Below are 11,257 nucleotides of genomic sequence, written 5' to 3' on the forward strand. Positions count from 1 at the left end.
GTCGCGAGCTGGCGAAACTGACCCAAAGGACGTATCAGAAGGTCAGCGGATCGCGACTGCTCGGCCCACATTTGGACGTTGCCAACGATCGATCTGCGAGTTTCAAAAATCTGATTGCCGGGGTTCGGCGGTTGGAGCAGGAATTGCTTGCATTGCCGGACGCGTATTGACGCGACATCGTGGACAACACCACTCAGGGCTACGCGTTGTGATCAGGCTCACCCAAGGTGACTTGCTCCAGCAAGGCGATGTCGACGCGATCGTCAACACAGTGACGACGCTCTGCTCACCGGTGACGCCGACTTGCTGGCGCTGGTCGGCCAGGGGCGCTGCTCGATGATGACGCCCGAGGTGTTCTTGAACACGCTGCTGCCGCTCGTGCCGTCCCCAACGTGAGCATTGCCAAGCGTGAACCACCGCGACGACGACTTCAAACGCATCCTGGTGATCTGCACGCGCCAGATCGGCGACGTGTTGCTGACCACGCCGCTGATCCACGCCGCCAGGCAGCGTTGGCCCGCCGCGCGCATCGACGTGCTGGGCTTTGCCGGCACGCTCGGCATGCTCGAGGGCAACCCCGACATCGGTGAGCGCATCGAGGTGGAGCCGGGCAGCGGCTGGTGGCGCTCGCTCGCGCTCATCCGGCGCCTGTGGCGTCGCTACGACCTCGCGCTGATCACGCAGCGCAGCGATCGGGCGCACCTCTACGGCTGGGTCGCCGCGCGGGTGCGTGCCGGCCTGGTGCCTGGCAACGCGTCGCTGGGCTGGTGGAAGCGCCTGCTGCTCGACCATGCGGCGGTGGTCAATGGCGAGGACACGCACGTCGTGATGGAAAAGTTCGGCCTGCTCGATCCCTGGATCGAGCAGCGGCCACAGAACGTGTCGGTGACGCCGCCCGCAGGCGCTGCCTTGCCCGCCGATCTCGACGCCGCCCTGCGGCCGCGGGCGGTGGTCGTGCACGTGCCCTCGATGTGGCGCTACAAGCAGTGGCCGCTGCCCCACTACCGCGAGCTGATCGCCGGCCTGCTCGCCGACGGCCTGCAGGTCGTGATGACGGGGGGCAAGGAGGCGAGCGACCGCGAGCAGGTGGCTGCGATGCGCGATCTCGGCGCGGAGCCCGAGCTCGTCGACGCCAGCGGGCGCCTGTCGCTGGCGCAGCTCACGACGCTGCTGGGACGCGCCTGCCTGTACATCGGCCCCGACACCTCGATCACGCATCTGGCGGCCGCCTGCGAGCTGCCGGTGATCACGCTGTTCGGTCCCACCAACCCGCAGCTGTGGGGTCCGTGGCCGCAGGGCGCGTCGGCCGCGCAGCCGTACGCGGTGCGCACGTCGGAGCGCACTCAGCGCGCCGGCCGCGTCATCCTCCTGCAGGGCCCCAACGACTGCGTACCCTGCAGCCGCGCCGGATGCGAGAACCATCTGAACAGCCGCAGCGACTGCCTCCAAGGCATCTCGCCGCAGCGCGTGCTCGCGCATGCGCGCTCAGTGTTGTCGCCGGTGAAAGACTGACAGGCCGCGCTTGAGGATCACGGTCGTGTGCGGAAATGCGGCGTGCAGCATCTTGCGCAAGCGCCACCACGTCGCCAGCGGCGCGGCCGCTCGAAAGGCCGCCCAGCGCTCGCTCTGGGTGGTCGAGCGGCGCAACCGGCGCAGGTAGCGATCCTTCTTCAGCGGGCCTTCCATCACGGCGCGCACCGGCGCGTCGCAACCGGCCAGCGTCGAGTCCTGGATCAGCTGCTCCATTTCGGCCAGCTCGCGGCCGCGCTGCCGCTCGGTCCACCAGGCCATGTGCTGCGATGAATCGAAACGCGGGCGGCGCGAGGTTCCGCCGCGGCGGTAGTGCACCAGGGCTTCGTCGACGGTGACGGCGCCACCGCCCGCGATGGCGCGAAACACCATGATCTGGTCTTCGTAGAACACCTCCGGCCCCAGCGGGCCGAAGCGCTCCATCATGCGGCGCGTGAAGGCGTGGCCGGCGCCGATGATGTAGGGCCGCTCGGCCAGCCAATGAGGCACGTCGCGGTAGGGCGCCAGGTCGTCAACGCGCATCACCTCGTGCAGCACGCCGTCATGGTCGAGATCGATCACATGGCTGGACACCAGGTCGGCGCGGCCGCCGGTCGCGTCCCACGCCTCGATCAAGCGGCGCGCACGCTGCGGCACCGAGAAATCGTCGCCCGCGGCGGTGATGAGGAGGGCGCCCGACGTGGCTCCAAGCAACTGGTTGTAGTGCGCGCCGATGCCGACGTTGCGCTCGTTGCGTCGCGCCGAGACGCGGTGCGGGCCGCGGTATTCGCGCGCCAGTCGTTGCAGGATGGGGTAGCTGCCATCGGTGGACGCATCGTCCGACAGCACGATCTCGAGCGGCTCGCAGTCTTGCGCCAGCACGCTTTCGGCGGCGTGGCGGACCATGCTCTGCTGGTTGTAGCAAAGCAGCACCAGGCTGACGCGCGGTTTGGATGAAGCGGGTGCGGTCATGGATGCTCGTGAAGTCGATTCAGCGCGCCGGCTTGACGGCCTCGAGCTCCCACAGAAAGTACATCAGGCGACCCGGCGCGGCGTCGGGCGGTTGCTGGCGTCCGCGCAGTCGCCGCAGCGCGTCGCGCACGCCGCGCGCCAGGCGCTTGTGCACCGGAGCGTGCAGGCGCAGCAACGCGCTCGGCGGTGCCCCTGTGGCGGTAGCGGTCGCGTCGAACGACGTTTCGAGGCGGACCCAGCCGGTGCGTCGCGCCACGAAGCTGCCGTGGAAGCCGTACATGCGCCCGAGCGGGTTGTCACCGCAGAAGTATTCGTGCGTGCGGTCGGTGATGATGTTGACGTGCGTCGGATCCTGGAACGCCTCGGGGTGCGGGTAGGCCGGCGTGAGTGCGTAGAAGCGGCCGCCCGGCGCCAGCACACGCCAGACTTCGTTCATGAGCCGGATGAACGGGAACACCGTGGCGCGCCCGTCGGGCGTGGTCAGGATGCGCGGCACATGCTCGACGAAGTCGAATGCGGAGATCGAGCCGAACTCGTCGTCGCCGTACGGTATCGGGTCGAGCGTCACGTTGGCCGCGCGGAACTCGAAGTCCTCGCTCGAGCCGACCGCCCGGATGTCCACGCCGCACAGCCGCTTGCGCCGGTACGGGTTGCGCGGCCGTTTGCCGCAACCGAGGTCGAGGTGGGCGTCGGGCAGGGCCGCGTCCGTCACAGGTAGCGCGCGTGCGTCCATTTCCCCTCCTCGCGGTGCATGTGCATCGACCAGCCGTAGCGCTGCTGCTCGCCCTGCACCCAGGCGCGCGCGCGGCGATTGCGCTCGGCCTTGAAGCGCTTGCGCGCCCACCACCCCATGCCGAGCCTGGCGTAGAAGTGCTGGCGGTCGCCGAGATCGGCCTGGCCGGTCTCGAGCTTGAGCGCTTTCTGCGTGATCGATCCGAAGTGATGCAGCAGCGCGTCGCCGACGGTGCCAACCTTCACGCCGTGGCGCAGGCAGCGCACCAGGTACTCGACATCCTCGCGCCCGCCGAGCTGGCGGTCGGTGTCGGGGAAGCCGACGGTTTCGAAGACGGAGCGCCGCACCGCGAAGCACACGCCGTGAAACCAGCCGCGGCGAACCGCCCCGTTCAGACGGCCCGCAAACTCCGCCGCGTGCGCCGCGAAATCGTAGTCGAGCGCGCCTTCCACCAGCGCAGGGCTCACCACGTCGATGCCGTGCCGGTCGGCGGCGTCGAGCATGCGCTCCATCGCCGCCGGCCCGACCAGCACGTCGTTGTTGAGCAGCACGACCCAGTCCGCGTCGGCCGCCAGCAGCGCGCCCTGCGTCCAGGCGCCGCCGCAGCCGAGGTTCACGCGATTGCGCACGCTCGTCAGCGCCGGTCGCGCGGCCAACCATTGCGGCGTGTCGTCGCGACTGCCGTTGTCGATCACCAGCAGCGCCTCGAGCGGCGTGCCGCTGGCCAGCAGGCTGTCGACGCATTGCGCGGTGTAGTGCAGCTGGTCGAGCACCGGAATGACGACGCGATAGCGCATTGACGGGCTCACGCCTTCGTCTTCGGCACGCGGCCGAGCAGGAAGAACTCGTCATTCGGTCGCAGCGAGATCAGGTTGGCCATGCGGTTGGACAGCGCGAACAGCGCGGTGATGGCGCCGATGTCCCAGATGTCTTCATCGTTGAAGCCGTGTTCGCGCAGCGCGGTGAAGTCGGCCTCGCCCACGTCCTGCGCCTCGCTGCATACCTTCAGCGCGAAGTCGATCATCGCGTGCTGGCGCGGCGTGAGGTCGGCCTTCGCCGGGTTGGTGGCCAGCTGGTCGGCCAGCAGCGGCTTCTTCTCGACCACGCGCAGGATCGCGCCATGCGCGACCACGCAGTACAGGCAGCGGTTCACGCCCGAGGTGGCGACGATGATCATTTCCTTCTCGCCCTTGGTGAGGCTCGATGCGCGCAGCAGCAGCGCGTCGTGGTAGGCGAAGAAGGCGCGAAATTCGTCGGGCCGGTGCGCGAGCGCGAGAAAAATGTTGGGCACGAAGCCGGCCTTGTCCTGCACGGCGACGATCTTTTCGCGCAGGTCGTCGGGCAGGTCGGCCAGGGCCGGGACCGAGTAGCGGCTGATCGGTGGGACGTTCATGCGGGCCTCTTCAAGTTTGAAACTGCAGCGCATGCAGGCGCGCGAACAGTCCGTTGCACGCCAGCAGTTCGGCGTGCGTTCCCTGCTCGACGATGCGCCCGCGATCGAGCACGACCACGCGGTCGGCGGCCTCCACGGTGGACAGCCGGTGCGCGATGACGATCGATGTACGCCCGACCATCAAGCGCTCGAGCGCCGACTGCACCAGCCGTTCGCTCTCGCTGTCGAGCGCCGACGTTGCCTCGTCGAGCAGCAGGATGGGCGCGTTCTTGTAGATGGCGCGTGCGATCGCCAGTCGCTGGCGCTGGCCGCCGGAGAGCTGGCTGCCGTTGTGGCCGATGAGCGAGTCGATGCCCTGCGGCAGCGCTTGCACGAACTCCAGCAGGTTGGCCCCTTCCAGCGCGGCGATGACGCGAGCGCGATCGCAGCTGTCGCCGAAGCTCACGTTGGCGGCGACGCTGTCGTTGAACAGCACCACGTCCTGGCTCACCAGCGCGAACTGCTCGCGCAGTGCGCGCAGGTTCCAATGCGCGAGCGGCACGCCGTCGAGACAAATCTCCCCTTCGGTCGGGTCGAGGAAGCGCGGCAGCAAGTTGACGAGCGTCGACTTGCCCGCCCCGGACGGGCCGACGAGCGCCAAGGTCTGGCCTGCCGCCACGTCGAGATCGAGGGCCGAGAGCGCGGCTGCGTGGTCGTCGCGATAGCGCAGCGAGACGCCGCGCAAGGTGAGTACGCCCGCGGCGCGGCCGGGGTCGTGGGCGCCGCCGGTTTCGAGCGGCGCGCGGTGCGCGAGTGCGAGGCCGCGCTGCACGGCGGCAAAGCCGCGCGTGACGGGGCCGGCCACGTCCGACAGGTGTTTGAGCGGCGTGATGAGCGCCAGCATCGCGATGACGTAGGACACGAAGCTGCCGATGGTGCCGCCCGTTTCGCGGCTCTGCCACAGCGCTGCAGCGATCACCGCCGACAGCGCACAGGCGGCGAGCAGCTGCGTGATGGGCGTGACGACGGAGGCCGCCACGGTGGCCTTCATCATCAGCTGGCGCAGCGCGTCGCTGGCGCGCCCGAAGCGCTCGGATTGCATGCCGCCGGCGTTGTGCAGCCGCACCAGTCGCCACGCGAGCACGTTCTCTTCGACCACGTAGGCCAGCTCGTCGGTGGCTTGTTGGCCGGCCAAGGTGAGCTGGTGCATGCGCTTGCCGAACACACGCATGGTGAAGGCCACGGCCGGGAACAGCACCGCGATAAAGATCGTCAAGCGCCAGTTGACCCACAGCAGGTAGCCGAGCAGGGCCGCGACGGTGAGACTGTCCTTGAGCAGCGTCTGCACGACGCCGACCAGCAGCGTGGCGCCGCCTTGCAGCTCGTAGACCACGGTGTTGATGAGACTGCTCGACGTTTGCTGCGCCATCAAGGTCGGGTGCGAGCCGAGCAGGCGCGCGAACATCGCGGCGCGCATGCGGATCGTGCCCTGGTTGGCGGCCCAGGCGAGTGCGTAATTGACGACGAAGCCGGCCAGCCCACGCACGATGAACAGGCCGATGATCGCCACCGGCACCAGCCACAGCGCAAAGCCGTCGGGTGCGAAGCCCTTGTCGATGAGCGGGCGCATCATCCATGCGAACCCGGTCTCCGTGGCGGCGCCGATGGCCGCACCGATGGCGGCGGCAACGAAAGCCAACCGGGTGTCGCCGAAGTAGGGAAGGATTTCGCGCAACCGCTCGAAGCGGGCGCCGGCGGGGTTGGACATGCCATGCAGGGGGCGCCGCGCGGGCCGCGGCGCCGAGATTATGCCGGCGCGCTGCACGCCCCTCGGTGCTGGCCGCAGGGGCTGGCTGGGGCTACCTACAATGCGCCGCAGCGCGGTGACCACCGACCCCGCCCGAACCGAGCCGATGTCCCTGTCCGTCATTCTGATCACCCGCAATGAAGCGCCGCACGTTGGCGCCTGCCTGGCGTCGCTGGCGTTCGCCGACGAATGGGTGGTGGTGGATGCGGGCAGCACCGATGGCACGCGCGACATCGCTGCGGCGCGTGGCGCCAAGGTGATCGTCGCCGCCGACTGGCCCGGCTTCGGGGCGCAGAAAAACCGCGCGCTGGACGCCGCCACCGGCGACTGGGTCTTCAGCATCGACGCCGACGAGCGCGTCACCCCCGAACTGGCGGCGCAATTGCGTGCCGCGATAGTCGATGCCGACGGGCCGCGCGCCTACACGGTGTCACGACTTTCGTCGTTCTGCGGCACCTTCATGCGCCATGGCGACTGGTATCCTGATCCGGTGCTGCGGCTGTTCCGCCGCGGCGAAGCGCGCTTCACCGACGACCTGGTCCACGAGCATGTACATGCGCCGGGGCCCGTCGGCCACCTGAGCGGCCACCTCCTGCACGACAGCATGCCCACCCTCGAGTCCTGCCTCGACAAGATGAATCGCTATTCCAGCGGCCGCGCGCTCGACCGTCACCGCGCCGGCCATTCTGGCGGCCTCGGCAAGGCGCTCGGGCATGGCCTGTGGGCGTTCTTGCGCTCCTACGTCCTCAAGCGCGGCTTCCTTGATGGCCGCATGGGTTTCGTGGTTGCCCTGAGCATTGCCGAAGGCACCTACTACCGCTACCTCAAACTCTGGCTGCTCGGCCGCCCGCCGGCCGCGCCCACCGCCCCATCGCCAGCCGCATGAAGCCCATTGCCTCCCCTGAGCGCCCCTCGGTGCTGCGCCGCGGCCTGATCGCTTTGCCGCTGGCCGCTGCGCTGCCAACCGCACTGGCGCAGTTTCGCGTCGAGATCTCGGGGGTGGGCGCGACCCAGGTGCCGATCGGCATCGTCAAGTTCCGCGACGAAGAAAAGGCCGCGCAACCGGTGAGCCAGATCGTGCGCGCCGACCTCGAGCGCAGCGGCCTGTTCCGCGGCCTCGACACCGCCGGCATTGCGCTCGACGAAACCGCGCAGCCCGCCATGTCCGACTGGCGCAGCCGCAGCGCCGACGCGCTGGTGGGCGGCTCTGTCGCGCGCTTGGCCGATGGGCGCTTTGACGTGCGCTATCGCCTCTGGGACGTGGTCAAGGGCCGCGACCTCGGCGGCCAGAGTTACGCCGTGCCTGCCGCCGACCTGCGCCTCGTGGCCCACCAGATCGCCGACGCCGTGTATGAAAAGCTGACCGGCGAGAAGGGCGTGTTTTCCACCCGCATCGCCTACGTCACGAAGGCCGGTGGTCGCTACACGCTGTGGGTGACCGACGCCGACGGCGAGGGTGGCCAGTCGGCGCTGGCGAGTCCCGAGCCGATCATTTCGCCGGCCTGGTCACCCGACGGGCGCGAGCTGGCCTACGTGTCCTTCGAGGCCCGCAAGGCGGTGGTCCATGTGCAGGACGTCGCCACGGGCAAGCGCCGCGTGGTGGCCAGCTTTCGCGGCTCCAACAGCGCGCCGGCGTGGTCGCCCGACGGTCGCCAGCTCGCCATGACGCTCAGCCGCGACGGCGGCTCGCAGCTGTTCGTGATGAACCGCGACGGCGAGGGCCTCAAGCGCCTCACCAACAGCAGCGCCATCGACACCGAGGCGACCTGGTCGCCCGATGGCCGTCAGATCTACTTCGTCAGTGACCGCGGCGGCAGCCCGCAGATCTACCGCATGCCGGCCACCGGCGGCAACGCCGAGCGCGTGAGCTTCGGCGGCAACTACAACATCAGCCCGGCGCTGAGCCCCGACGGCCGCTCGATGGCCTACATCGCGCGCGACAGCGGCGGCTATCGGGTCAATGTGATGGACCTGGCCAGTGGCGTCGCCCGCGCGGTGAGCGACACCAAGGACGACGAAAGCCCGAGCTTCGCGCCCAACGGCCGCCTCGTCATCTATGCCACCCGCGACGCCGGCCGCGACGTGCTGATGACGACCACGGTCGACGGCCGCATCAAGGCGCGCCTGGTGTCGACCCAGGCCGATGTGCGCGAGCCGGTCTGGGGCCCCTACGGACGCTAGGCGTTCAGGGGTTCAGTGATTTTTTTGTAAACCGATTCGATCAAAGGAGACGACGATGACTGCAACGATGTACCGCCACGCCCAGGCGCTGGCCGTTTTGGCCGCGCTTGCGCTGGCTGGATGTTCCTCACCGGTGAAGCTCGACGAACCGCCGGTCGAGACGCGCAATCCCAATGCCGGCGGCGCCGGTGCGGGTGCGGGGGGTGCGACCAGCGGCACCAGCCAGTCGCAGGTGGGCAATGTCGACCTGTCGGCCAATGCCGCCAACACGCTCGGCAAGGTCGTCTACTTCGACTTCGACAGCTTCGTCGTCAAGGACGAATACCGCCCGATCGTCGACGGCTACTCCAAGCAGCTTTCCACCGACCGCAAGAAGCGCGTCGTTGTCGAGGGTCACACCGACGAGCGTGGCGGGCGCGAATACAACCTGGCGCTGGGCCAGAAGCGCGCCGAGGCCGTGGCCAAGTCGCTCACCTTGCTGGGCGTGCAGGACGCGCAGGTCGAGTCGGTGAGCTACGGCAAGGAGCGCCCGGCGGCCACCGGCAGCGACGAGGCGGCATGGGCCAAGAACCGCCGTGCCGAACTGCGTGACCGCTGAAATGAGCCCGCGCGTGCGCACCATTGGTCACGCCACCCACGGCATCGCCCCGGCGCGCACCGGCTGGCGCATGGTCATCGCGTCGCTGGCCTTGCTGGCAGCGGGCACGGCCGAGGCCGGGCTGTTCGACGACGCCGAGGCGCGCAAGGCCATCCTCGACATGCGCGCGCGCATCGACCAGGCCGAGCAGGCCTCCAAGGCGCGCGACGCCGAGCAGGGCGAGCAGATCAACCAGCTGCGGCGCAGCCTGCTCGACCTCAACACCACCATCGAGCAACTGCGTGCCGACATGGCCAAGCAGCGCGGCCTGGATGAGCAGCTCCAGCGCGACGTGGCCGAACTGCAGCGCAAGCAAAAAGACGTGCAGCAGGGCATCGACGAGCGGCTGCGCAAGATGGAGCCGCAGAAGGTGCAGCTCGACGGCAAGGATTTTCTCGCCGAGCCTGACGAGACGCGTCTGTACGGTGAAGCCGTCGGCGTGCTGCGCCAGGGCGACTTTGCTGGCGCCGTGGGCGCTTTCACCGCCTTCCAGCGCCGCTACCCGAACAGCGGCTACTCGACTGCGGCGCTGTATTGGCTGGCCAACGCGCAATACGGCAAGCGTGAGTACAAAGAGGCGATCACCTCGTTTCGCTCGCTGGTGAGCATTGCGCCCGAACACCCGCGCGCGGCCGAAGCGCTGCTGTCGATCGCCAACTGTCAGGTCGAGCTGAAAGACCCGAAGGCGGCGCGTCGCACGCTCGACGAGCTGATCAAGGCCTACCCCAAGAGCGAGGCCGCGCAGGCCGGGCGCGAGCGCATCGCCGCGCTGAAGTGAGCGCGCTGGCGCCGCTCGACGCTGACCTGGACGCCGACCTGGAGCGCCGCTTCGGCGGGCTGCGCAGGCTTTACGGCGAAGACGGTTATGCGCGGCTGCGCGGTGCCCGCGTCGCAGTGGTCGGCGTTGGTGGTGTCGGTTCGTGGGCCGCCGAGGCCCTGGCGCGCAGCGGCGTGGCGTCGCTCACGCTGATCGATGCCGACCATGTCAGTGAGTCCAACATCAACCGCCAGGTGCAGGCGCTCGACAGCACGCTCGGGCAGGCCAAGGTGCAAGCGCTGCGAGAACGCATTGCACTCATCCACCCCGGCTGCGCGGTGCATCCCGTGGAGGCATTCGTCGAGGCCGACAACTGGCCGGGCTTGTTGGTCCAGCCGGTGGACGCCGTCATCGACGCTTGCGACCAGGTGCGCGCCAAGGCCGTGCTCGCTGCCTGGGCCATCGCGAGCGGCGTGCCGCTGGTGGCCGTGGGCGCTGCGGGCGGCAAGCGGCGCGCCGAAGCGGTTGAACTTGCGGACCTGGCCGACGCCACGCACGACCCCTTGCTCGCCGCGCTGCGCCAGCGCCTGCGGCAGTACCACGGCGCGGCGCGTCAAGGCCCGATCGGCGTGCGCTGCGTGTTCTCACGCGAACCGGTGCGCGGCCCCGAGCCGGGTTGCCAGGTCGACGGCAGCCTCAATTGCCACGGCTACGGCTCCAGCGTGAGCGTCACCGCGAGCTTCGGTTTCGTGGCCGCCGGGGCGGTGCTGGAACGCCTGGCGAGCGGCCCGTTCACGGCTTGAGGCAGCGGTTTTTGCATGGCTATAATGCGCGGCTCTACGGCGGGTTGTTAGCTCAGTCGGTAGAGCAGCGGACTTTTAATCCGTAGGTCGCGTGTTCGAGTCACGCACAACCCACCACCAAAAACGTCTCCACCGAGAAGTGTTCTCGGGCTCTTAGCTCAGTTGGTAGAGCAGCGGACTCTTAATCCGTAGGTCGAGTGTTCGAGTCACTCAGGGCCCACCAGAAAACGTAAAGGCTAGCAGGTGAGTACCTGCTAGCCTTTTTCGTTTTTGGGCCGAAGTGGTCACCATACGACTCGCCATAGCTCGATGATTGCGCTTGTCGGCGCCGATCTATATCTGAGCCAGCGTGCCGATCCAATATTGAGCCAGGGGTTCATGGGTTCGGGGCGCCCCCGGGGCAGCCCAAGGCGCTTCGGTCCTGATCAAACAACCAACCCTGGAAGAGTGAAATGAATCGTGCGTGGCTCGAGGTCAAGGTTGCGA

11 protein-coding genes and 2 tRNA genes are annotated in these 11,257 nt (G+C 68.6%); 8 read left to right on the forward strand and 5 right to left on the reverse strand.

Going from position 1 to position 11,257, the window contains the following annotated elements:
* Nucleotides 1–408: 408 nt before the first annotated feature.
* The gene (locus tag RMO12_RS02880) at nt 409–1,512 is read left to right on the forward strand and encodes a glycosyltransferase family 9 protein (RefSeq protein WP_309638129.1); all 1,104 of its coding nucleotides are present in this window, start codon (nt 409–411) and stop codon (nt 1,510–1,512) included.
* Here the strand turns inward: RMO12_RS02880 and RMO12_RS02885 are convergent.
* From RMO12_RS02885 to msbA, 5 genes are read right to left on the reverse strand one after another with little or no spacing between them, the layout of a single operon-like run.
* Entirely contained in the window at nt 1,486–2,481 is a 996-nt protein-coding gene (locus tag RMO12_RS02885) for a glycosyltransferase (RefSeq protein ID WP_309638130.1), read from the reverse strand. The genes RMO12_RS02880 and RMO12_RS02885 overlap by 27 nt on opposite strands.
* Before the next feature lie 19 nt (nt 2,482–2,500).
* Complete coding sequence (locus tag RMO12_RS02890; RefSeq protein WP_309624113.1) at nt 2,501–3,214, reverse strand: methyltransferase domain-containing protein; 714 nt, start codon at nt 3,212–3,214, stop codon at nt 2,501–2,503.
* On the reverse strand, nt 3,190–4,023 hold the full coding sequence (locus tag RMO12_RS02895) for a glycosyltransferase family 2 protein (protein ID WP_309638131.1): 834 nt from the start codon (nt 4,021–4,023) through the stop codon (nt 3,190–3,192). Before RMO12_RS02895 ends, RMO12_RS02890 begins: the two co-directional genes overlap by 25 nt.
* Nucleotides 4,020–4,607: a peroxidase-related enzyme gene (locus tag RMO12_RS02900; RefSeq protein ID WP_309638132.1), complete on the reverse strand. Its 588-nt coding sequence runs from the start codon at nt 4,605–4,607 to the stop codon at nt 4,020–4,022. Before RMO12_RS02900 ends, RMO12_RS02895 begins: the two co-directional genes overlap by 4 nt.
* A 10-nt stretch (nt 4,608–4,617) precedes the next feature.
* Complete coding sequence (gene msbA, locus RMO12_RS02905; protein ID WP_309638133.1) at nt 4,618–6,354, reverse strand: lipid A export permease/ATP-binding protein MsbA; 1,737 nt, start codon at nt 6,352–6,354, stop codon at nt 4,618–4,620.
* A 145-nt stretch (nt 6,355–6,499) separates the two neighbouring features.
* On the opposite strand from msbA, the gene RMO12_RS02910 reads away from it, so the two are divergent.
* From RMO12_RS02910 to RMO12_RS02940, 7 genes are all read left to right on the forward strand, one after another.
* Nucleotides 6,500–7,279 (forward strand): glycosyltransferase family 2 protein, encoded by a 780-nt coding sequence (locus RMO12_RS02910; protein WP_309638134.1) that lies wholly within the window; start codon nt 6,500–6,502, stop codon nt 7,277–7,279.
* Nucleotides 7,276–8,574, forward strand: a complete 1,299-nt coding sequence (gene tolB, locus RMO12_RS02915) for a Tol-Pal system beta propeller repeat protein TolB (RefSeq protein ID WP_309638135.1) — start codon at nt 7,276–7,278, stop codon at nt 8,572–8,574. Before RMO12_RS02910 ends, tolB begins: the two co-directional genes overlap by 4 nt.
* A gap of 55 nt (nt 8,575–8,629) precedes the next feature.
* On the forward strand, nt 8,630–9,172 hold the full coding sequence (pal, locus tag RMO12_RS02920; RefSeq protein ID WP_309625336.1) for a peptidoglycan-associated lipoprotein Pal: 543 nt from the start codon (nt 8,630–8,632) through the stop codon (nt 9,170–9,172).
* Nucleotides 9,173–9,242: 70 nt separating this feature from the next.
* A complete protein-coding gene (ybgF, locus tag RMO12_RS02925; RefSeq protein WP_405029605.1) occupies nt 9,243–9,989 on the forward strand; it encodes a tol-pal system protein YbgF in 747 nt (248 codons plus the stop codon).
* Between the two features lie 5 nt (nt 9,990–9,994).
* Nucleotides 9,995–10,771 (forward strand): tRNA threonylcarbamoyladenosine dehydratase, encoded by a 777-nt coding sequence (locus RMO12_RS02930; protein ID WP_309638137.1) that lies wholly within the window; start codon nt 9,995–9,997, stop codon nt 10,769–10,771.
* Between the two features lie 41 nt (nt 10,772–10,812).
* Nucleotides 10,813–10,888 (forward strand) — tRNA-Lys (locus RMO12_RS02935).
* 30 nt (nt 10,889–10,918) lie between these two features.
* A tRNA-Lys gene (locus RMO12_RS02940) sits at nt 10,919–10,994 on the forward strand.
* Nucleotides 10,995–11,257 lie beyond the last annotated feature (263 nt).

Source organism: Methylibium sp. (genome assembly GCF_031393925.1).
GTDB lineage: Bacteria > Pseudomonadota > Gammaproteobacteria > Burkholderiales > Burkholderiaceae_C > Methylibium.

What these genes read in the sequence shown, in the direction of transcription:
- RMO12_RS02885 (WP_309638130.1), bottom strand. Translation starts at nt 2,481, where the DNA reads ATGACCGCACCCGCTTCATCCAAACCGCGCGTCAGCCTGGTGCTGCTT.
- RMO12_RS02890 (WP_309624113.1), bottom strand. Translation starts at nt 3,214, where the DNA reads ATGGACGCACGCGCGCTACCTGTGACGGACGCGGCCCTGCCCGACGCC.
- RMO12_RS02900 (WP_309638132.1), bottom strand. Translation starts at nt 4,607, where the DNA reads ATGAACGTCCCACCGATCAGCCGCTACTCGGTCCCGGCCCTGGCCGAC.
- msbA (WP_309638133.1), bottom strand. Translation starts at nt 6,354, where the DNA reads ATGTCCAACCCCGCCGGCGCCCGCTTCGAGCGGTTGCGCGAAATCCTT.
- RMO12_RS02910 (WP_309638134.1), top strand. Translation starts at nt 6,500, where the DNA reads ATGTCCCTGTCCGTCATTCTGATCACCCGCAATGAAGCGCCGCACGTT.
- tolB (WP_309638135.1), top strand. Translation starts at nt 7,276, where the DNA reads ATGAAGCCCATTGCCTCCCCTGAGCGCCCCTCGGTGCTGCGCCGCGGC.
- pal (WP_309625336.1), top strand. Translation starts at nt 8,630, where the DNA reads ATGACTGCAACGATGTACCGCCACGCCCAGGCGCTGGCCGTTTTGGCC.
- ybgF (WP_405029605.1), top strand. Translation starts at nt 9,243, where the DNA reads ATGGTCATCGCGTCGCTGGCCTTGCTGGCAGCGGGCACGGCCGAGGCC.